The 19935-nt window shown below is 70.7% G+C and carries 17 protein-coding genes; 7 read left to right on the top strand and 10 right to left on the bottom strand.

The annotated features are described in order from the left end of the window. The first annotated feature begins 86 nt into the window (after nucleotides 1-86). Nucleotides 87-734, top strand: coding sequence for a CatB-related O-acetyltransferase (locus tag ACFQVC_RS09405; protein ID WP_381828842.1), 648 nt, complete (start codon nucleotides 87-89; stop codon nucleotides 732-734). A 42-nt stretch (nucleotides 735-776) separates the two neighbouring features. Here the strand turns inward: ACFQVC_RS09405 and ACFQVC_RS09400 are convergent, their stop codons facing one another. From ACFQVC_RS09400 to ACFQVC_RS09370, 7 genes are all read right to left on the bottom strand, one after another. Then, nucleotides 777-1118, bottom strand: a complete 342-nt coding sequence (locus ACFQVC_RS09400) for a hypothetical protein (RefSeq protein ID WP_381828840.1) — start codon at nucleotides 1116-1118, stop codon at nucleotides 777-779. A 102-nt stretch (nucleotides 1119-1220) separates the two neighbouring features. After that, nucleotides 1221-2429, bottom strand: coding sequence for an MFS transporter (locus ACFQVC_RS09395; protein ID WP_381828838.1), 1209 nt, complete (start codon nucleotides 2427-2429; stop codon nucleotides 1221-1223). Nucleotides 2430-2595: 166 nt separating this feature from the next. Further along, nucleotides 2596-3192: a TetR/AcrR family transcriptional regulator gene (locus tag ACFQVC_RS09390; protein ID WP_381828836.1), complete on the bottom strand. Its 597-nt coding sequence runs from the start codon at nucleotides 3190-3192 to the stop codon at nucleotides 2596-2598. An 86-nt stretch (nucleotides 3193-3278) separates the two neighbouring features. Further along, nucleotides 3279-4961: a sigma factor gene (locus ACFQVC_RS09385; RefSeq protein ID WP_381828835.1), complete on the bottom strand. Its 1683-nt coding sequence runs from the start codon at nucleotides 4959-4961 to the stop codon at nucleotides 3279-3281. A gap of 108 nt (nucleotides 4962-5069) precedes the next feature. Further along, on the bottom strand, nucleotides 5070-5483 hold the full coding sequence (locus ACFQVC_RS09380) for an SsgA family sporulation/cell division regulator (RefSeq protein ID WP_381828833.1): 414 nt from the start codon (nucleotides 5481-5483) through the stop codon (nucleotides 5070-5072). A gap of 157 nt (nucleotides 5484-5640) precedes the next feature. Beyond that, nucleotides 5641-6501, bottom strand: a complete 861-nt coding sequence (locus ACFQVC_RS09375) for an SRPBCC family protein (RefSeq protein ID WP_381828831.1) — start codon at nucleotides 6499-6501, stop codon at nucleotides 5641-5643. Next, nucleotides 6498-6893 carry an ArsR/SmtB family transcription factor gene (locus ACFQVC_RS09370; RefSeq protein ID WP_381828829.1) on the bottom strand — a complete coding sequence of 132 codons (396 nt, stop codon included), beginning with the start codon at nucleotides 6891-6893 and terminating at the stop codon, nucleotides 6498-6500. The genes ACFQVC_RS09375 and ACFQVC_RS09370 overlap by 4 nt, the downstream gene beginning before the upstream one ends. A 550-nt stretch (nucleotides 6894-7443) precedes the next feature. Here ACFQVC_RS09370 and ACFQVC_RS09365 point away from each other — a divergent pair. Next, a complete protein-coding gene (locus ACFQVC_RS09365; protein ID WP_381829518.1) occupies nucleotides 7444-8409 on the top strand; it encodes a TauD/TfdA dioxygenase family protein in 966 nt (321 codons plus the stop codon). 243 nt (nucleotides 8410-8652) lie between these two features. Beyond that, nucleotides 8653-9816, top strand: a complete 1164-nt coding sequence (locus ACFQVC_RS09360; protein WP_381828827.1) for a serine hydrolase domain-containing protein — start codon at nucleotides 8653-8655, stop codon at nucleotides 9814-9816. 57 nt (nucleotides 9817-9873) lie between these two features. Here the strand turns inward: ACFQVC_RS09360 and ACFQVC_RS09355 are convergent, their stop codons facing one another. After that, nucleotides 9874-11481, bottom strand: a complete 1608-nt coding sequence (locus ACFQVC_RS09355) for a PucR family transcriptional regulator (protein WP_381828825.1) — start codon at nucleotides 11479-11481, stop codon at nucleotides 9874-9876. 149 nt (nucleotides 11482-11630) lie between these two features. On the opposite strand from ACFQVC_RS09355, the gene ACFQVC_RS09350 reads away from it, so the two are divergent. After that, nucleotides 11631-12596 carry an esterase/lipase family protein gene (locus ACFQVC_RS09350; RefSeq protein WP_381828823.1) on the top strand — a complete coding sequence of 322 codons (966 nt, stop codon included), beginning with the start codon at nucleotides 11631-11633 and terminating at the stop codon, nucleotides 12594-12596. 136 nt (nucleotides 12597-12732) lie between these two features. Then, complete coding sequence (locus ACFQVC_RS09345; RefSeq protein ID WP_381828821.1) at nucleotides 12733-13800, top strand: chitinase; 1068 nt, start codon at nucleotides 12733-12735, stop codon at nucleotides 13798-13800. Nucleotides 13801-13825: 25 nt separating this feature from the next. On the opposite strand, the gene ACFQVC_RS09340 is transcribed toward ACFQVC_RS09345, so the two are convergent. After that, nucleotides 13826-15292, bottom strand: coding sequence for a non-reducing end alpha-L-arabinofuranosidase family hydrolase (locus ACFQVC_RS09340; RefSeq protein ID WP_381828819.1), 1467 nt, complete (start codon nucleotides 15290-15292; stop codon nucleotides 13826-13828). A 250-nt stretch (nucleotides 15293-15542) separates the two neighbouring features. On the opposite strand from ACFQVC_RS09340, the gene ACFQVC_RS09335 reads away from it, so the two are divergent. Both ACFQVC_RS09335 and ACFQVC_RS09330 read left to right on the top strand, forming a co-directional pair. Further along, nucleotides 15543-16973, top strand: coding sequence for an endo-1,4-beta-xylanase (locus tag ACFQVC_RS09335; RefSeq protein ID WP_381828817.1), 1431 nt, complete (start codon nucleotides 15543-15545; stop codon nucleotides 16971-16973). A 31-nt stretch (nucleotides 16974-17004) separates the two neighbouring features. Continuing rightward, nucleotides 17005-18372: an RICIN domain-containing protein gene (locus ACFQVC_RS09330; protein WP_381828815.1), complete on the top strand. Its 1368-nt coding sequence runs from the start codon at nucleotides 17005-17007 to the stop codon at nucleotides 18370-18372. A gap of 88 nt (nucleotides 18373-18460) precedes the next feature. Here ACFQVC_RS09330 and ACFQVC_RS09325 read toward each other — a convergent pair whose 3' ends face one another. After that, a complete protein-coding gene (locus tag ACFQVC_RS09325; protein WP_381828813.1) occupies nucleotides 18461-19852 on the bottom strand; it encodes a hypothetical protein in 1392 nt (463 codons plus the stop codon). Nucleotides 19853-19935: the final 83 nt, after the last annotated feature.

Here is a 19935-nt window from a genome sequence, read left to right as displayed (position 1 = left end):
CGCAGGCCACTCGACCCGCAGGGCACTCGGCCCGCAGGCCACTCGACCCGCAGGGGCACTCGACGTACGTGACAAGGACGATTCCCATGCCGGCCGTTCCCGCCGACCCCACCGTGCTCCACCCTCTGCCCGAGCAGCCGCGTGTCGTCCTGCTGCGGCCGCTGGTCACCTCGCCGCTGATCGACGTCGGCGAGTTCACGTACTACGACGACCCGGACGATCCGACGGCGTTCGAGACCCGCAACGTCCTGTACCACTACGGCCCGGAGAAGCTGGTCATCGGCAAGTTCTGCGCCTTGGGCGAGGGCGTGCGGTTCGTGATGAACGGTGCCAACCACCGTATGGACGGGCCCTCGACATTCCCCTTCCCGATCATGGGCGGCTCCTGGTCCGAGCACTTCGACCTGATCACGGGACTGCCGGGGCGCGGGGACACGGTGGTGGGCAACGACGTGTGGTTCGGCTACCGGGCCACGGTGATGCCCGGTGTCCGGATCGGCCACGGGGCGATCATCGCCTCGGGCTCCGTGGTCGTCGACGACGTGCCCGACTACGGCGTCGTCGGCGGCAACCCGGCCCGGCTGATCCGCCGCCGCTTCGACGACGCCGACATCGAGCGGCTGCTCGCCCTCGCCTGGTGGGACTGGCCCGCCGAGCACCTCACCGCCCACCTGCGCACCGTCATGTCGGGCAGCGTCGACGAACTGGAGGCGGTCGCCCCGGCGCGGCCGTAGCGGATCTTGCGTCTTCGGGCGCGTGTGCGGCGGGCTTCCCCGTCAGCGGCGTTTGCCCCAGCGCCGGATGCGGTGGCGCAGCGACCCGCGCGGGCGGCGTGTGCGGGCCGGCCGCGTGGAGCCGGGGGCGGGCGTCACGGTCCGGAGGTGGCGCCAGGGCGGGTCGGGGGTCGTCAGCGGAGCCTTGCGGTCCGCCTGCGCCCGGATCTCCTGGTACGACTCGTGCGAGGTGACCTTGAAGGCCTCGTCGTGCATGGCCATGGCCGCGGTCAGGGCCGAACCGGATGCGCCGCTGCGGCGGACCCGCACCGCGAGCCAGGTGCACGCGCCGATGACCGCGGCGAAACCGCAGACGAGCATCATGTACGGCCAGATCTCACTCATGCCGGTCGAGCTTACGTCGCCGGCCTGCGCGGAAGTCTCCGGGCCCGGTCCCCGCACCCCTGAAGGGGCGGGCCGGACCGGGCCCGGAGACGCGCCGCTGGATCAGACGTGTTCGGGCTGCCGCCGCGCCGGTGCCGCGCCCGGCACATCGTCGGCAGACACTGACGTCCCGGCGCCGGCGCGCCCGGCCCACTCCGGGGCCAGGGTGAGGAGCGCGAGCACGGCGAGGCCGGCGCCCAGCCAGAGGGGTGCGGTGAGCCCGAAGGAGTTGATACCGAGGCCTCCGGCCCAGGAGCCGATGACGACGCCGAACGTGATGAAGGAGGAGTGGACGGTGTTCACGAGGGGCCGGGCGTTCGCGGTCCGCTGCACTCGGCTGATCATGGCGGGATTCATGGTCACGCCGACGAGTCCGATGCCCATCATCGCCACGACCGCGGGCGCCTTGAGGTCCGCGAGCAGCGCGAAGGCCGTCAGGAAAGCGGTGTTGAGTACCAGGCCCGTGGTCAGGACGCGCACGGTGTGGGCGTCGGCGAGGCGGGCGACGACCGCGTTCCCGATGACGGTGGCACCGCCGTACGCGAGCAGGAGCAGCGGCACGAGGCCGCGCGAGAAGCCGGTCACCTCGGTGAGGATCGGCGTGAAGTAGGAGAACGCGGCGAACGTCGCGCCGATGATGAACGTCGACGTGGCCATCACCAGCCAGAGCCGGCCGCTGCGGAAGGTGTTCAACTCCGCCCGGACATCACCCGCTTCGGCGGCGGGCCGCAGCGCGGGCAGGGCGAGTGTCGTGGCGACCGCGGCGACGACCGTGATGACGCCGACGGCGAGGAACCCGGCCCGCCAGCCCCACGCGCCGCCGATCAGGGTGGAGAACGGCAGCCCGAGGAGCGTGCCGACCATCAGCCCCTGCATCGCCACACCGGTGGCCCGCCCGCGCAGTTCGGGCCGGGTGATCTGGGCGACGACGGAGAGCGAGACACCGAAGAACGCCGCCGACGCGGTGCCCGTGATCACCCGCGCGAGGACCATCACCCCGTACGAAGTCGCCGCCGCTGCAAGCATGTTGCCGACGAGGAACACGGCGAAGAGGGTCAACAGGGCGGTCTTGGGGCGGAGCCTGAGCACGGCGGCCGCGGCGAGCGGGCCGCCGATGGCCATGGCGAGGGCGAAGTACGTGATCAGATACCCGACTTGAGGGATCGACACATCGAGGTCCTCGGCGATCTGCGGCATGAGGCCGCCGACCAGGAACTCGCTCGTGACCATGGCGAAGATGCCGAGGGCCATGAGGTGAACGGACTTGGGCATGCGGAAGGGCTCCTCGTGGGGATTCGATAGTTATGGACTGGTCGGTACAAAATCAAGGCGTGACCGGTCCCGGGCAGGAGTAAGTCAGGGGTGAGTCAGGGTGTGTCAGGTGAGGGTGAGGCCGTCACGCGGGGGCGGAGGCGGGGGCGGGGCGGTGGGGCGGTGATCAGGCGCCGAGTGCGTCGAGTGCTGTTTCCGCGATCTGCTCCAGGACCGGTCCCTCCGCTCCCGTCTGTCCGGCGATCCGCAGCCCCGAGATCACCGACACCACGTACCAGGCGAGGCCGGCCGTGTCCCGCGTGGACGTGACCGAACCGTCCCTGCGCCCCGCCTCGATGGCTGCGCGCAGGGAGGACAGACGCCACCGCAGATCCTTGTCGAGGATCTGCGCGATCTGCGGATCCCTCGACGCCAGGCTCGCGATGGTGTTCACCGTGAAGCAGCCGGAGCCATGGCCTTCGCGGCGGTTCTCCAGCTCCGCCGCCACGACCGTCGACAACAGTGCGCGAATCCGCTCCGCCCCGCTGCCGTCGCCTTCTTCGAGGATGGCCACCTGCTGCGCGGACATGGCGTCCATGTAGTGCGCCAGGGAACGGCGGAACAGATGATCCTTCGACTTGAAGGTGTTGTAGATGCTGCTGCGCCCCAGGCCGGTGGCGTCGCAGAGATCCTGGGTCGAGGCGGCGTCGTATCCCTTGGTCCAGAACACATGGCAGGCCGCCTCGACCGCCTTCTCCTCGTCGAATGTCCGTGGTCGCGCCATGCCCGAACCGTAGCACGTTATGGAACGAGCGATTCAAAACCGTTGGGTCGGCCCGTCCGCGAGGAACGCGGTGGACGAAAGGGCCGCTAGCCGTGGCAGACCCAGACGGGACCGGCCCAGTGCTCGCAGACCGGCCTGGAGCCGACCGGGGGTTCGGGCTCGGGCTCGACCGGGGGCTCGGGTTCTGTGGGCGGCTCGGGCTGGGTCGGCTCGACCGGCGGTTGGGGAACGGTCGGCGGCGCGGGGTCGGTGGGAGGGGCCGGATCGGTGGGAGGGGCGGGGTCTACGGGCGTGGGTTCAGGGGGAGTTGAGGGCTCCGGTGGCGTGGACGGCTGTGTGGGGGCGGGCTGCGGAGGAGTCGGTACGGGGTCGGGGGTGCCGGTCTCCGGCGCCGCGGGGGCGGCGGGAGCCTGCGGCTCCGGGGCCTGGGGCTCCGGGGCCTGGGGCTCCGGGGCCTGGGGCTCCGGGGCCTGAGGTTCTGGCTGCTGCTCCGGCTCCTGCGGCTGCTCCTGCCGCTGTTCCTGCTCCTGCCGCTGCTCCTGCTCCTGCTGCTGCTCCTGCTGCTGTTGTGGGGGCGCCGGCGCCGGTGCTTGTTGCTGCTCGTTCCGGTTCGCCTCTTGAGGCTCGGGCTGCGGGGCTTCGGCCTGCGGGGCTTCGGCCTGCGGGGCCTGGGGCTGCTGCGGCGCGGGTTCCGGGGCGTCGGTGTCCGGCGCGTTGTCCCGTGGCGTATCGCCCTTGGGCGTACCGCTCTCGACGGCGGGGGCCGGCGGCTTCTCGTGCGGCGCTGGCGCCCCGATGCCGCCGAACACGAGGCCCGCCGCCACGGCGGCTCCCGTGACGGAGGCGCCGACGGCACCGACCGCGGCGGCCGGCAGCTTTCCGGCGCCGGTGAGGACGTGCCGTATCCCGTCGAAGAAGGCGCCGGGTCCGCCGTGGCCCGCGGACGCCGCTCCGACGCTTGCACCAGAACCCGCCGCGAGCGGTATCAGGAACTTGCTCGTTCCGCCCAGGACGAAGATCAGCAGGGCGGGGCCCGCGAGGGCGGGCAGCCGGGTGTTGGCGCGGGTCAGCAGGACCAGGCGCGCCCGGCAGTCGTCGCAGTCGTCAGTGTGGGCGAGGAGGCGGTGCGACTGCCGCGCGGAGGCCTTGCCGCGTATGTGCCCCGGCATGAGGTCCCAGTGCGCCTCGCAGGCGGGGTCCGCGGGCGTGCCGGGATGGGCGCGCAGGAAGGCCTGGCGCATTCCCTCCCGGGCGCGGTGCAGCAGTACGGCCGTGGCGCCGCTGCCCGCACCGATGCGCCGCCCCACCGCTTCGAGGGGCTGGCCCTCGGCCTCGGCCAGCCACAGCGCCTTCACCCACCGCTCCGGAAGCTGTCCGAGCACGCGCGTGAGCAGCTCGACGCCGGCCGCGTGGGTGGTGGGGTCCGGCTCTTCGACGGTCACGTCCACGGACTCGGGTGCCTGCGGATCGCGGGGTGTCTCCCGTGCCGCGCCGCGTCCCACGGCGATCGCGAGATGGCGCACCGTCGTACGGAGGTAGGCCGGGACGTTGTCGATCTCGTGCCCGGCGGAAAGCCGCCGCCAGACCCGGAAGTGGGCCTCGGCGACCAGGTCGTCGGCGAGCCAGGGGCTGCCGGTCAGGGAGCGGGCGTAGGCGACGAGCTGCTGGTGCTCTTCCTCGTAGACGCGGGCGTACGCGGCCGTGGCGGGCAGGACCACGGGTTCGTCGGGCGGCACATGCGGGGACGTGCCGACGGGGGCGTCGGGCATGACGGGACACACTCCGTACCACTGCGGGAGGTTCGGGGGATTGCGCCACTTTAGTTACGTAATGCCGGTTTTTGGCCTACGAGTGGTGCAGCTCACACGGGCTGGCCCCTAGACGCCGCCGAGGAGTCGCGAAAAACCCCGGTCCAGCTCCGCCCCGACCTCTTCGCTGCCGGGGGCGACGACGGCGTAGGTCCGCAACAGGAAGCGTTCGAGGGCGGCGCGGTCGAACTGGACCAGGGCGAGGCCGTCCCGGGAGTGGAACTCCAGGACCGTGCGGGCGCGGCCGCACGGCCAGATGTGCACGTCACCGCTGCCCGCGGGGCGGCGCAGCCCCTGTTCGAGGAGCTGGCGCGCGAAGGTCCAGGTCACGTCCGTGCCGTCGAGCGAGACCTCGGCGGGGAAGGAGATCCGCAGGGCGAGGGGATCGGCGGAGGTGTACCGCAGGGTCGCGGGGATCGCGTGCTCGCGCTCGGACGGCGTGACCAGGCGGGCGTGGGCGGGCTGCTCCAGGGTGACGGCCATGTCGGGCTCCACTTTCTCTTGGCTCCTGTCACACCTACGAGCCCACAAAGGTCCAATTCATTACGCGCCGCCACGAACGGGTGGTGTGAGCTGCGCCACTCCATGGCGTACGGGCAGGTCAGGCGGGCCCGGTCGGCCGTGGGCTCCCGTGCGGGCGTCAACTCATCTCGAGCAGACGGGCGGCCAGACGCTCCAGGTGGGTGTGCCACGCGTCGAGTGCTTCCTGGCGGGCGGAGCCGTACAGGCCGGTCTGGGTCAGGACGAGCCGGGGACCGTGCCCGGTACCCTGGCCGAACTCCCAGCGGATGCGGCCCTCCGCACCCTCCGCTCCCTTCAAGTCCCAGGCGTACTCGAGGAGTTCGGCCTCGCGCACTTCGGTGACGCGGCCGTCGGCGAACGGCTCCACGGTGAACCCGGCGGGCACCGGGCCGCCGGCCGACGGGGCCGTGCCGGCGGCGAGTTCGGCCCAGACCGCGGCGGTCGGCCGTACCAGCTGGCGCTCGAAGCGGATGCCGTCGTCGAGGACCGTGCCCCGCCCGAGGTCGAACTGCTCCAGGTACGCCTCGTGCAGCTCGCCCCCGTCAGGGTCGACGTCGACGCTTTCCCCGTCGAGGAGTTGGGCGAGGGCCGTGAGACACAGATGCCAGCCGGAGGCGAAGCTCGCGCCGCCGAAGCGGTCGCCGAAGGTGTGCGTGAGGGTCAGCAGGGAGCCGCTGTCGCCCTCGGGTGTGATCTCCCAGCGCAGATGGTCCTCGTCCCACTGGAAGGCGAACACGTGCGGCTCGTCGAGGTCGGTGACCGTGCCGGACATCCCGGGCTCCTGCTCGCCGGGGAACAGGAAGCCGATCTTGCCGCCCGGCCTGAGGTCGACCGTGACCTCTGAGGGGAACCAGTGGGCCAGGTGCGCGGGCCGGGTGATCGACTCCCAGACCCGCTGCGGCGGATGGGCGAGCCGACGGCGCATCCGCAGGGCGGTGCGGCCGTCGGCGGTGGTGAGGGTGTCGGAGTGCGGGTTCATGAGGGGGAGTCCTTCTGTGCGGGCGCGGTGTCTTCGTGCTCGGTGCCGTGCTGGGTGCCGTCCTCGGCCTCGGTCTCGTTCTCGGCGGCGGCCATGGTGTCGAGGTGCCGTTCGAGCCGGTCGAGGCTGTCGGACCACAGGTGGCGGTAGTGCGCGAGCCAGGCGTCCAGCTCCGCGAGCGGCTCGCTCCGCAGCTCGTACCAGCGCCGCTGGGCATCCCGCCGCACCTCCACGAGCCCGGCCTCGCGCAGCACCCGCAGATGCTTGGAGGTCCCGGGCTGACTGAGTCCCAGCTCCTCGGTGAGCTCCCCGACCAGACGTGGACGCTCGCGCAGCAGATCAAGGATGCGGCGACGGCTCGGCTCGGCGAGCGCTTCGAACGGTATGGACATGCATCCAATATGCGCCTCGGGCTATATAACCGCAACCGCATGTACGAGGCGCTGGGGTGCCGGTGCCGGTGCCGTGCCGGTGCCGGTGCGGGCCATCGGGGGCGTTCCGGGTCGCGGGAAGGAGTGTGGGCCTGTGCCCCTCGGCGTGCGATTCGCCCCATCCGTCCCGGCTCAGTTCCGTTGTCCCGGGCCGGGGTTGACCGCGTGGTGTTCGAAGCCGCACGATGTGTCCGTGATCGCGCACTCCCTTCCCGTCGCAGGACCGGCCGCCGTGCCGGACCGTTGCGGCTGTGCGCGCAGCGGCTTGTAGCCGGACGCTTCCCGCTCCCTCCTGCCGCTTCCCGCCGCGTTCCAGCGGCGTCCCGCACGCCTTCCCGGCGCTCGTTCCGCCGTCGTGGTCGCGGCTCCGCCTTTTCGCCCGCAGGGAGTCCCTCGCGAAGGCCCGACCCGGGCCCTCGTGCAGGCCGCACGATGCGCGCCTGTTCACGCACGGCTCCGCCCTGCCTCACCCCTTGGGAGAGTGTCGATGACCTCGACGACCTCGACGCCGATGACCGCACTGCACATCCCGGCGACCACGACCCCCGCGCAGGCCCCGCCGCCCGGCGCCCTGCGCGAGGCGGTCATCCCCGGGCATGGTTTCTATGAGGGCCGCCGCATCCTGCGCAGGCTCCCCGAAGGCCGCAGCGAGCAGCCGTACGAGCAGTTCGGGATCGCACCGCTCGGCGCCACAATCGGTGCTGAGGTAACGGGAGTCGACCTCTCCCGGCCGCTCACCGCCGCGCTGCGCGAAGAGCTGAACCGGGCCCTGCTCGAATGGAAGGTGCTGTTCTTCCGGCAGCAGCACCTCACCTCGCAGGCGCAGCGGGACTTCGCCCGCAACTGGGGGGAGCTCGAGACCAATCCGCTGCTCGACCGGGGCGACAGCGAGGACGTGGTGCGGTTCGACAAGAGCGCCGCGACGACCCCGACCTTCGAGAACATCTGGCACACCGACGTCACCTTCCGCGAGCGGCCCGCGATGGGCGCGGTGCTGCAGCTGCGCGAGGTGCCCCCGCACGGCGGCGACACCATGTGGGCCGATATGGCGGCCGCGTACGACAACCTGTCGCGCGAGGTGCGCGAGCGCATCGACCGGGCCACGGCGGTACACGACTTCATCCCCGGGTTCCGCCGCTTCTACGGCCCCGAACGGCTCGCGCCCCTGCAGCAGCAGTTCCCGCCGGTCGAGCACCCGGTGGTGCGCACCCATCCCGAGACCGGGCGGCGGATGCTCTTCGTGAACAGCTCGTTCACCACCCGTATCACCGGCATGGAGCGGGCTGAGAGCGATGAGCTGCTGCGGCTGCTGTGCCAGCAGGCGCATGTGCCGGAGTTCCAGGTGCGGTTCCACTGGCGGGCGGGCGATGTCGCGTTCTGGGACAACCGCGCCACCCAGCACTACGCCGTGGCCGACTACGGCGACGCGCGCCGTGTCGCCGAGCGCGTCGCCATCGCGGGCGACCGGCCGTACTGACCGCACCGCACCGCACCGCGGCGCCGAAGCCACACCGCGGCGCCGAAGCCGCACCGGGGCGACGGGGCCGCACTGTCGAGTCGGGCCGCGGTGTCGCGTCCGGCCGCGGTGTCGCGTCCGGCCGCACCGTATCGACAGAGTCGCACCGGCCCGGACCGCAGGGGGAAGTCCCGCCCGGCATCTGATCGTTGGGGACCGGCGGGGCGGCCGACGGTCGCCCCGTCGCGACGAGGGGAGAGGCCGATGCCGAGCAGCATGCGCGTCGAGGGAACGGTGGCCGAGGGATTCGAAGGCGTACGCGAGGAGTTCGCGGCCGTACTGGAAGCAGAGGCACACGACACCGGTGCGCAGCTCGCCGTGTACCGGCACGGGCGCCGCGTCGTCGACCTGTGGGCCGAGGGCGCGGAGCCCGCGACCGGAGGTGAGTTGACCGGTCTGCACTCCGTGACGAAGGGCGCCGCCCACCTCGTGGTGGCGCTGCTCGTGCAGGACGGCATCCTGGAACTGGACCGTGAAGTCGCCGCGTACTGGCCGGAGTTCGCCGCCGAGGGCAAGGATGCGCTGACCCTGCGCGAACTGCTCCAGCACCGCGCGGGCGCCATCGGCGTCGAGGGCGGTTTCACGCTCGACGAGCTCGCCGACGACCGGTTGCTCGCACGCCGTCTCGCCGGGCACCGCCCCTACTGGAAGCCCGGGACACGCTCGGGCTATCACGCTCTCGTGATCGGCGCGCTCACCGGCGAAGTCGTGTTCCGTGCCACCGGCCGCACCCTCAAGGAGCACTATGAGAAGCGGATACGGGCGCCGCACGGCCTGGACTTCCACCTCGGCCTGCCCGAGTGGCTCGAACCGCACTACCGCCCGGTGCTCCCGATGCGTCCCACGCCGGAGCAGGCCGCCGAACTCGCCGCGGCCGAGGCCCCTGGCGAGGCGCTGCGGGTCGCCTTCAACTGGCATGCCGCCGAGCCCACCGACCTGGTGGAGTACGCCAATTCACGCACGATCCGCGCCAACGGGCCGGCCTCCGCGGGCGGCGTGGGCAACGCGCGGGGTGTCGCCGGGATGTACGCGGCCGCGATCAGCGGCCTCGACGGCGCGGCACCGCTGCTCAAGCCGGACACCATCGCGGAGTTCACCGGGCTGCAGACGCCCGGCCCCGACGCGGTCACCGGCGAACCGGACCTCTTCGCCCTCGGCTTCCGGGCCTCGCAGGTGGTCTACCCCTACCTGGGCGCCGACTCCTTCGGTCACAGCGGCGCGGCGGGCGCCGAGTCCTGGGCCGACCCGGGCACCGGGCTCGCCTACGCCTACACACGACGGCTCTGGGCCTACCCGGGCGGCGCGGCGCCCGAGAACCTGCGCCTGGGAGCGGCGGTGCTCGGGGCGTACGCGGAATCTTCAGACTGAGGAGCAGCTTCCGTCCTCCCTCCCTCCCTCCCTCCTTCTCGTCACCGGCCGCCGCTGTCACTCCGCACTGCTTTCGATGTCGTACGCCGTCATCGCGGCCGCCAGGCGCCGGATGTCGTCCGGGTGAGTGGGGTCGTGGCCGGTGAGGACCTGGATGCGGCCCAGGCGGTAGGTCAGGGTGTTCCGGTGCACGGTGAGGGCGTGCGCGGCCTGTCCGCGGTGCTGGCCGCAGGCCAGGTAGGCGCGCAGCGTGTCCAGGAGATGGGGGTGCTCCCGCAGCGGCTCCAGGGTGCGGGCCAGCGCCCCACGTGCGGGCCCTGGCTGTGCGAGCTGGTACTCCACGGCGAGGTCGGCAAGGCGATGCAACCCGGGCGGGCGGCGCAACCGCTCGGCCAGAGTGAGCAGTTCGAGCGCTTCGGCGTGGGCGGCGGGTATGTCCGCGTGGGTGCGGGCGGTGGCGGCCGCCGCGGTGCAGCGCAGGCCCGTGGCGGCGTGCAGCCGGTCGAGGAGCCGGGCGTCGGCCACCTCCGTGACCTCGTCGCCGAGCGGCAGCAGCAGGACGCCGCCGCCGTCCTCCAGGGCGGCCAAAACCCCTGGGTAGCAGTCGAGTTCGGCGTGCAGGGCGCGGAACACGGCCGTGGGCGAGGAGAGCGGCGGGGGAGTGGAGAGCGGCGGGGGAGTGGAGACGGTCGGGTTACCGGATCCGGTTGAGGCACCGGTAGCCGTGGGGGCGCCGGATCCGGGAGGGGTGCCGGGTCTGGTCGGGGCACTGGAAGTCGCCGGGGCTCCGGGTCTGGTCGGGGCACCGGAAGTCGCCGGGGCTCCGGGTCTGGTCGGGGCACTGGAAGTCGCCGGGGATCCGGGTCTGGTCGGGGCGCCGGATCCGGGAGGGGTGCCGGGTCTGGTCGGGGCACTGGAAGTCGCCGGGGCTCCGGGTCTGGTCGGGGCACTGGAAGTCGCCGGGGCTCCGGGTCTGGTCGGGGCACTGGAAGTCGCCGGGGCTCCGGGGCCGGGCGGGGCGTTGGAAGCCGTCGAGGCGCCGGAAGCGGGCTGTGCTCCGGATCCGGTCGGGGCGGACGGCCGCGGCAGGCGGAACACGACGAGGTCGTGGGAGTCGGCGAGGGTGCGGCCGTGCCGCTCGGCGATACGGTGCGCCGGACGGCCCGCGAGCAGCGCGGCGGCCAGGCTCTGGCGGTCCTCGCGCTGCTCCCAGTCCAGATGCTGGCGCTCGCGCAGATAGGCCTCGGCGACGCGCGGCATGACCTCGGCGAGGAAGCCGAGCATCCGCGTCACCAACAGCCGTGCGTCGACGCCCGGTTCGGCCGCCGCGGCCAGCCAGGCCGCACGGGCGCCGAGCGGATAGATCTGCAGCACGGCCTGCAGCGGTACCCCGTCACGGGCGCGCTCGGCACCCCACGCGACGGGCGGGGCGAGTTCCTGCGCGGTCGGCAGCCGGTCCTCGGCGGCGGTCGCGAGGAACAGATCGAGGACGGCCTTGGTGTTGGCCACCAGGTCGCCCTCCAGGACACCGGCTGGCAGTACCCGGTAGGCGGGAATCTCGGCGGCGCACTGTGCGACGGCCGCCGCGGCCATCTCGCCGGTACGCGGCAGCAGCGCGGCCAGTGCGGCGCGCACCGGCGGCGGGGCTCCAGGCGGCTCTTCCATCGGGGCATTGTCACCGTGCACAAACGCGAGGGGAAGCTTTCTGCGCGTACCGCCAGGGGACAGGGGTCGGCTCCGCGGAGCATTCTGTGCGCCCGTACCAACCGCCCGGCCCAAGCCGCGGCCGACGCCCCCGAAGAAAAGGGACCCCCATGGCGCGCAAGGCACCCACGGCCCGTACCGCTCCCAAGGCCCGCAGCACGAACCCCAAGGCCCGCAGCACGAAGAGATGGCTCGCGCGGACGGGCCTGGCCCTGACGCTCGCGCTGACCGCCGCGATACCCGCGCAGGCAGCCGGAACAGCGGGCGGCCAAGGCGCCGGGACCGTCACCGGCGCGACGGGTGGCGGCGGCATCAACGACTTCTCCTGCCGCCCCAGCCAGGCCCACCCCGAGCCGGTGGTCCTGCTGCACGGCACCTTCGCCACCTGGTACGAGGACATCAACTTCCTGCAGGCCGACCTCGCGGCGCGCGGCTACTGCACCTTCGCCACCACCTACGGCGAATATCCCCAATTCCCGCTCGTGGGCGGCCTGAAGCCGGTGGCCGAGTCCAACATCGAGGTCAAGGAGTACGTGGAGAAGGTCCGCGAGGAGACCGGCGCCGCACAGGTCAGCGTCGTCGGCCACTCCGAGGGCGGGCTGCAGGCGCTGTACCTGGCGAAGATGCAGAACATCCAGGCGCACATCAAAAGGGTCGTGGCCATCGCGCCGCCCACCCACGGCACCGACGCCGCGGGCCTGGTGAAACTGGGCGACAAGGTGCTGGGCCGCGGCACCCTCGACAAGATCGTCGCCACGCTCGGCATCCCGGTCCTCTCCGACGAGTTCCCCGGCGGCCCCGCGATCAAGGCGCTCAACGACGGGCCCGTCGCGCAGCCGGGCATCGACTACACCGTCATCACCTCGCGCTACGACGAGATCGTGACCCCGTCGGAGACATCGTTCGTACGCGAGGACGGAGTCACCAACCAGTACGTGCAGGACTTCTGCCCGCTGGACCCGGTCGGGCACATCGGTGAGGCGTACGACCCCAACGTCTGGCACCTGGTGCGCAACGCCCTGGACCCGGCCGGCGCCAAGCCCATCAAGGTGTGCGCGGTCGGCTCACCGGGCTAGGGGGCACGGGGTCCCGAGCATCTTGACGAAAGGTCTGGACCAACTTACGTTGACGGTGCTCGCCCCCAACTCTCCAGCGCCGTGCGGCACTTGAACCCCCTGTCGATGCCGCGTCCGGCCGGAAGGGAGCACCCCCATGCCCGCTCGGACCCTGCGCGTCCTCGGCGCCGCTCTGGCCGTCGTCTTCGCGGCGCAACTCCCCGCCGCCGCGGTCCCCGACGCGCCGAGCAGCGCGGACACCTCGCGCGCCGCCGACGTGTGTGCCGTGAAGCCGAAGCCCGTCGGCAAGGTGCTGCAGGGCTACTGGGAGAACTGGGACGGTGCGGCCAACGGCGTGCACCCGCCGTTCGGCTGGACCCCCATCACCGACTCCCGGATCAAGGAACACGGCTACAACGTCATCAACGCCGCCTTCCCGGTGATCCGTTCGGACGGCACCGTCCTGTGGGAGGACGGCATGGACAACACGGTGAAGGTCGCGACCCCGGCCGAGATGTGCGCCGCCAAGGCGGCCGGGGCCACGATCCTGATGTCCATCGGCGGGGCCGCGGCCGGTATCGACCTGAACTCGCCCGCGGTGGCCGACCGCTTCGTCGCGACCATCGTGCCGATCCTGCAGAAGTACAACTTCGACGGGATCGACATCGACATCGAGACCGGACTCGTCGGCAGCGGAAACATCAACCAACTCTCCGCGTCCCAGGCCAACCTGGTGCGCATCATCGACGGCGTCCTGGCGCGGATGCCGGCGGGCTTCGGCCTGACCATGGCCCCCGAGACCGCCTATGTGACCGGCGGCAGTGTCACCTACGGCTCAATCTGGGGCGCCTATCTGCCCATCGTGAAGAAGTACGCCGACAACGGCCGCCTGTGGTGGCTCAACATGCAGTACTACAACGGCTCCATGTACGGCTGCTCCGGCGACTCGTACTCCGCGGGCACCGTCCAGGGCTTCATCGCCCAGACCGACTGCCTGAACAAGGGCCTGGTCATCCAGGGCACCACCATCAGGGTCCCCTACGACAAACAGGCCCCCGGCCTGCCCGCACAGCCGGGTGCGGGCGGCGGCCATATGTCCCCCAGCCTGGTCGCCCAGGCCTGGCGGCACTACAACGGCGCCCTGAAGGGCCTGATGACCTGGTCGATCAACTGGGACGGCTCGAAGGGATGGACGTTCGGGGACAACGTCAAGCAGCTGCTGTAGCTGTAGCTGTCGCGTGACCGCGTCGTCAGCGCTGCAGTGTCAGCAGCCCCGGACGATAGGGCAGCAGGCCGTAGTCACCTCCGGAGTTGGGGCTGCGTCCCTGGTAGAGCAACTGCAGATTGCAGGGATCGACGGTCATGGTCTGATCGGGGCTCGTGCGGATCAGTTCACCGTGGCTGATGTCATTGGTCCAGGTGGCGCCGCTGTTGGCTTTGCCGGCGAAGGGATTGCTCTCGGTCGCGGCCTGGGGCGTCCAAGTGCCGTTGAGACCGGTGGCCGTGAACGAACGGAAGTAGCGGCCCTGCGAGCCGATCGCCTCGACGATCATGAGGTAGCGGTTCTGGCCCTGGAGCTTGTAGACCTGCGGGGCTTCGAACAGGTTGTTCGTGGTGTCGCTCATGATCGTCGTGTACGACGAGCCGAAGCTGCCCGGGAAGTTCCCGATCGGCATGCTCTGCCGGTAGATCTTGCCGTTGTCACCGGCGAAGAACAGGTACATGTTCGTCCCGTCGGCGATGAGCGTCTGGTCGATGGGTCCCGTCCCGGAGCCGCTGATGGCGGCGGTGGAGAGCACCTGCTGTGCTGACCAGCCGTTCGGGTTGGTCGGGTCGCTCGACGTCCGGTAGGAGAAGGCGGTCCCGCCCCACTGATAGGCGAGCACCCAGATGTTCTTCGGCGCGAAGTAGAAGAGCGTGGGCGCGACGGTGGAGGACGACATCGTGTTCTGGCCGGCCGAGGCCATCTCCGACCAGTTGGTGAACGGGCTGAAGTTCATCGACCCCCACTTGGTCCCCGTGTCGTGCGTCGTCGCGTAGACGAGCTGCTTGCCGTTGTGGGGGACGACGGTGAAGTCCTTGAGCGAGACCCACCCCGGCTTGGGCTGCGCCAGTGCGCCCGTCGATGTCCAGCGGTACGTCGACGGAAGATCGCACGGACCTGGGTCGGCGCCGCCGACCTTGACGAGCTGCCACTGCTGGTTGGCGCCGCCCCAGTCGTCGTACTGGACGACGTTCGCGTTGTCGGCGGTGGAGGCGCCCTGTACTTCGAGGGCCTTGTTGCTGTGGCGCGCGATGAACCTCACGTGGCCGTCCGCGCTGTCGGCAAGGCGCCACTGCTGGTTGGTGCCGTTCAGGTCGGCCCACTGGACGACCGAGCCGCCGTTCGCGGTGGAGAAGTTGTGGACGTCGAGCACCTTGCCGGAGTGGCGGGACTTGATGCGGTAGTAACCGCCTCCGGAGTCGACGAACTGCCACTGCTGCTGGTTCTGGTCGTTCCTGCTCCACTGGGTGATCCGGGCGCCGTCGTTGGTCGCCAGGTTGTAGACGTCAAGGGCCTTGCCGCTGTTCCGATTGACCAGCACATACCAGGCGTTGGGGTCGACGGTCGCCGCGGCGGCGGGCTGGGCGCCGAGGAAGGTGGCCAGGAGCAGCAGTGGCGCGAGGACGGCGAGCAGGCGTCTCAAGTGGGTCAGGGACGGATGACGTAACCACATCGGAAGACCTCTTTTCCGGCTCGAAAATTTTCGGAAATCTCTCGAACTCGTTGCCGCCACAAGCTAGGAACACGGGGTTCCCAGGTCAAGGCCTGTCGACGCTTCAACCCTAAGAAGCCGCCATTCCCAGGGACTTGACAGAGCGTCACGTCGACCGGAAACTCCCCGAAAGTTTGCGGTACGGATTCGTCGGCCGACGCATTCTGCTGCGCTTCAGTCCTTCCCTGATCTCAACCCTGGAGGCACCTTCATGGGCCCGCATGCCTTACCCCCACCCGCGGTCCGCAGAAAGACCCGCGGACTGCTGACGGCACTGATCGCCGGTGTCCTCGGTGCGGTCGTCACCCTGGTCGCGCCACCGGCCGCCCACGCCGCCGAGAGCACCCTCGGCGCCGCGGCGGCCCAGAGCGGCCGCTACTTCGGCGCCGCCATCGCCTCGGGCAGACTGGGCGACTCGGCGTACACGACGATCGCGAACCGCGAGTTCAACTCGGTGACGGCCGAGAACGAGATGAAGGTCGACGCCACCGAGCCCCAGCGGGGCCAGTTCAACTTCACCGCCGGTGACCGCGTCTACAACTGGGCGGTGCAGAACGGCAAGCAGGTGCGCGGCCACACCCTGGCCTGGCACTCCCAGCAGCCCGGCTGGATGCAGAACCTCAGCGGCAGCGATCTGCGCCAGGCGATGATCGGCCACATCAACGGCGTGATGGGCCACTACAAGGGCAAGATCGTCCAGTGGGACGTCGTGAACGAGGCGTTCGCCGACGGCAGTTCGGGTGCCCGGCGCGACTCCAACCTGCAGCGCACCGGCAACGACTGGATCGAGGTCGCCTTCCGCACCGCGCGCGCCGCCGACCCGGCCGCCAAGCTCTGCTACAACGACTACAACGTCGAGAACTGGACCTGGGCCAAGACCCAGGCCATGTACAACATGGTCCGCGACTTCAAGCAGCGCGGCGTGCCGATCGACTGCGTGGGCTTCCAGTCGCACTTCAACGACGGCAGCCCCTACAACAGCAACTTCCGTACCACCCTGCAGAACTTCGCTGCACTCGGCGTCGACGTGGCCATCACCGAACTCGACATCCAGCGAGCCCCGGCCTCGACCTACGCCGCCGTGACCAACGACTGCCTGGCCGTCCCGCGCTGCCTCGGCATCACCGTCTGGGGTGTCCGCGACAGCGACTCCTGGCGCCCGGAGCACTCGCCGCTGCTGTTCAACGGCGACGGCAGCAAGAAGCCCGCCTACACCGCCGTGCTCAACGCACTCAACGGCGGCTCGACTCCGCCTCCTTCGGATTCCGGGCAGATCAAGGGTGTTGCTTCCGGCCGCTGCCTGGATGTGCCCAACTCAAGCACCACCGACGGCACGCAGGTCCAGCTGTGGGACTGCAACAGCGGCACCAACCAGCAGTGGGTCCAGACCGCGGCGGGTGAGCTCAGGGTCTACGGCAACAAGTGTCTGGACGCCGCAGGCACCGGCAACGGTGCCAAGGTCCAGATCTACAGCTGCTGGGGCGGCGACAACCAGAAGTGGCGGCTCAACTCCGATGGCTCCATCGTCGGCGTCCAGTCCGGCCTCTGCCTCGACGCCGCCGCAGCCGGCACCGCCAACGGCACCCTGATCCAGCTCTACTCCTGCTGGAACGGCAGCAACCAGCGCTGGACCCGCACTTGACGCGGTCGGTCACCGACGAAGGGGTGCATCGATGAAGACCAACGGTGCGGCTTCCGCCGCCCCTCCACGAAGACACCGCTGGTGGTCCAGGTTCACCGCCACGGTGGCGGCCGCCCTCGCGGCCGGCCTGCTCGTCGCCTTGACCGCGGCGCCCGCCGAGGCGGCGACGGTGGACACCAACGCCTGGTACGTCCTGGTCAACCGCAACAGCGGCAAGGCACTCGACGTCCGTGACGCGTCCACCGCCGACGGCGCGCGGGTCACCCAGTGGACGCGCAACGACGGAGCCAACCAGCAGTGGCAGTTCGTGGATTCCGGAGGCGGCTTCTACCGGCTCAAGGCCCGGCATTCGGGCAAGGTCCTCGACGTGGCCGGCGTCTCGACCGCCGACGGTGCCGCGATCCAGCAGTGGGCCGACCACAACGGGGCCAACCAGCAGTTCCGCCTGGCCGACTCCGACACGGACCACGTCCGGCTGATCAACCGCAACAGCGGCAAGGCCGTGGAGGTGCAGGGCGCCTCCACCGCCGACGGCGGCAACGTCGTGCAGTACACCGACTGGGGCGGCGCCAACCAGCAATGGCAGCTGATCAAGCTGTCGTCCGGCGGCGGCGCATGCGGCAGCGCCCCCACGCTGACGAGCGGCACGCACACGATTCAGAGCGGCGGCAAGAGCCGCAGCTTCATACTCAGGGTTCCCGACAACTACGACAACGCCCACCGCTACCGGCTCATCTTCGCGTTCCACTGGCGGGGCGGTACCGCCGGCGACGTCGCCTCGGGTGGAACGAGTGGGAACGCCTGGTCCTACTACGGCCAGCAGGAACAGTCGGGCAACAGCGCGATACTCGTCGCTCCCCAGGGCCTGGGCAATGGCTGGGCCAATTCGGGAGGTGAGGACGTCACCTTCGTCGATGACATGATCCGGCGCATAGAGGGCGGCCTCTGCGTCAACCCGGCACAGCGTTTCGCCACGGGGTTCAGCTGGGGCGGCGGCATGAGCTACGCCCTCGCATGCGCCCGGCCGAACGACTTCAGGGCCGTCGCGGTCATCTCCGGCGCCCAGATCAGCGGATGCAGCGGCGGCACCCAGCCCACCGCGTACTTCGGAATCCACGGCATCAGCGATTCCGTCCTCAACATCGCGCAAGGACGGTCCCTGCGCGACAAGTTCGTCGCCAACAACGGCTGCACCGCCCAGAGTCCGCGCGAGCCCGCGCCCGGCAGCCGCACGCACATCACCACCGCCTACTCGGGCTGCCGTGCCGGGTACCCGGTCCAATGGGCCGCGTTCGACGGCGGCCACATACCCGGCCCGGTCGACGGATCACCCAACGAAAGCGGCGTCCTCACCTGGACCAAGGCAGAGATCTGGAGGTTCTTCGCACAGTTCCAGTGAGTGACGCACAGCTCCAGTGACCCACCCCCGCCATGGGGTACCCGCACCACGGGGTGGAGCCAGGACGACCCTGGCTCCACCCCGCCGCCTACTTCGCGCCGAACACCACGGCCAGCGGCTGCGGCTTCTTGTAGACCTCGGACGGCTCGGTGACGTTGTCCGCACCCATGTAGAGCCGCTCACCGGAGTACAGCACGCGCCGGTCCGACTCGAACCGCGACTCCATCTCGTAGCTGGCCGAAGGGTTCTGCAGCAGCTTGCTCTTCTTGCCGGTGCCCGGGTCGACGCTCCAGACCGCGCCGCCCTCCTCCGACATGATGTTGCTCTCCTGGTACGCCAGGACCCTGCCGTCGGCGTCGAGCCCGAACGGCAGCAGCCGGCCCCCGTCGACGCCCTGTGCCCCGCCGATCCGCTTGCCCGTCTTCAGGCTGAACGCCACGACGTCGTTCTCCGCATCCGAACTGGCGTCAGCCGGCTCGGTCGTGCCCAGATAGAGCGCACCCGCCTTCTTGCTGACCGCGAGCTGCGCGCAGCCCGACACCTCGCTGGAGGGACACTCGGCCTCGTACTTGCCGTGCTTGCCGCCCTTGGCGCTGATCCGGCTCAGCAGCCGGCCCTTCGCCGTGCTGTCGTCGATCGACAGGAACCCCGAGATGCCCGAGCCGCCCGGGGCGTCACCGTCGTCGACGGCCACCACCAGCGGATCGGTGGACGCCACATGGGCGTACTCGGTGCCGCGCGGCAGCGCGAACGACGACTTCACCGCACGCGTACGGGGATCGACAGAGCGCACGTCCAGGCGCGGGTTGTCGGTGTCGCCGCAGTCCCGCACCGCGACCAGCTTCGCGGCGTCACCGGCGTAGCCCCGGTCGGGGCAGCGCTCGTCCACGGGGCGCCACAGCGGCTTTCCGTCGACGCTCCAGCCGGCGCTCGCACTGGTCCCCGCCGCAGCGACGGTGCCGCCGCCGATGGTCACCTCGTCGAAGGTCTGCTCGTAGCCGTCGGCGTCCTTGCCCTGCCGCTGCCACAGCAGCTTGCCCTTGTTGATGTCGACCAGGCCGACCTCCGTGCAGACCGCCGGGTCGTCCTTGTCGTTCTGGAAGAGCACGGCCACCAGGCCGTCGTCGGTGGGTGTCTGGGACGACCAGCAGATCTCACCGGACAGCGGCACCCGCCACTGCGCCTTGCCGCCCTGCGGCGGATAGCCGGTGATCTGCTTCAGATCGGCCTTCACGAAGTTCCGCTCGGTGGCCCACATGCCCATGGCGCCGGCCATCTCGGGCACCTCCGCCATCGGCACCTTGCCGAGCACCTGCGCCTGGGCGGCGTTCGACTCGTCCGCGTTCTTGTCCTGCCCCGCTCCCGTGTTCTCGGTGGGACCGCAGCCCGTGAGCAGCAGGACGGAGGCGAACAGGGCACCGGCGGTCGCCGCTAAGCCGCGGCGGCGGGGCAGCACGGAGCGGGCGTGGGGTATGGACATGGGTATCTCCCTCAGGGGCACATGATGCGCACGATGGGGGTGGGATACGGCGGGGTGCGCACGATGCACATGTGATTGCTGTG

This window comes from Streptomyces monticola (assembly GCF_042665355.1).
GTDB lineage: Bacteria > Actinomycetota > Actinomycetes > Streptomycetales > Streptomycetaceae > Streptomyces > Streptomyces monticola.
Note: the sequence above shows the minus strand (reverse complement) of the source record. Positions and strands in the feature narration are given on the sequence as shown.

Bases quoted from the DNA above. Each gene is read 5' to 3' on its own strand.
- ACFQVC_RS09405 (WP_381828842.1), top strand. From the start codon at position 87: ATGCCGGCCGTTCCCGCCGACCCCACCGTGCTCCACCCTCTGCCCGAG.
- ACFQVC_RS09400 (WP_381828840.1), bottom strand. From the start codon at position 1,118: ATGAGTGAGATCTGGCCGTACATGATGCTCGTCTGCGGTTTCGCCGCG.
- ACFQVC_RS09395 (WP_381828838.1), bottom strand. From the start codon at position 2,429: ATGCCCAAGTCCGTTCACCTCATGGCCCTCGGCATCTTCGCCATGGTC.
- ACFQVC_RS09390 (WP_381828836.1), bottom strand. From the start codon at position 3,192: ATGGCGCGACCACGGACATTCGACGAGGAGAAGGCGGTCGAGGCGGCC.
- ACFQVC_RS09385 (WP_381828835.1), bottom strand. From the start codon at position 4,961: ATGCCCGACGCCCCCGTCGGCACGTCCCCGCATGTGCCGCCCGACGAA.
- ACFQVC_RS09380 (WP_381828833.1), bottom strand. From the start codon at position 5,483: ATGGCCGTCACCCTGGAGCAGCCCGCCCACGCCCGCCTGGTCACGCCG.
- ACFQVC_RS09375 (WP_381828831.1), bottom strand. From the start codon at position 6,501: ATGAACCCGCACTCCGACACCCTCACCACCGCCGACGGCCGCACCGCC.
- ACFQVC_RS09370 (WP_381828829.1), bottom strand. From the start codon at position 6,893: ATGTCCATACCGTTCGAAGCGCTCGCCGAGCCGAGCCGTCGCCGCATC.
- ACFQVC_RS09365 (WP_381829518.1), top strand. From the start codon at position 7,444: ATGACCGCACTGCACATCCCGGCGACCACGACCCCCGCGCAGGCCCCG.
- ACFQVC_RS09360 (WP_381828827.1), top strand. From the start codon at position 8,653: ATGCCGAGCAGCATGCGCGTCGAGGGAACGGTGGCCGAGGGATTCGAA.
- ACFQVC_RS09355 (WP_381828825.1), bottom strand. From the start codon at position 11,481: ATGGAAGAGCCGCCTGGAGCCCCGCCGCCGGTGCGCGCCGCACTGGCC.
- ACFQVC_RS09350 (WP_381828823.1), top strand. From the start codon at position 11,631: ATGGCGCGCAAGGCACCCACGGCCCGTACCGCTCCCAAGGCCCGCAGC.
- ACFQVC_RS09345 (WP_381828821.1), top strand. From the start codon at position 12,733: ATGCCCGCTCGGACCCTGCGCGTCCTCGGCGCCGCTCTGGCCGTCGTC.
- ACFQVC_RS09340 (WP_381828819.1), bottom strand. From the start codon at position 15,292: ATGTGGTTACGTCATCCGTCCCTGACCCACTTGAGACGCCTGCTCGCC.
- ACFQVC_RS09335 (WP_381828817.1), top strand. From the start codon at position 15,543: ATGGGCCCGCATGCCTTACCCCCACCCGCGGTCCGCAGAAAGACCCGC.
- ACFQVC_RS09330 (WP_381828815.1), top strand. From the start codon at position 17,005: ATGAAGACCAACGGTGCGGCTTCCGCCGCCCCTCCACGAAGACACCGC.
- ACFQVC_RS09325 (WP_381828813.1), bottom strand. From the start codon at position 19,852: ATGTCCATACCCCACGCCCGCTCCGTGCTGCCCCGCCGCCGCGGCTTA.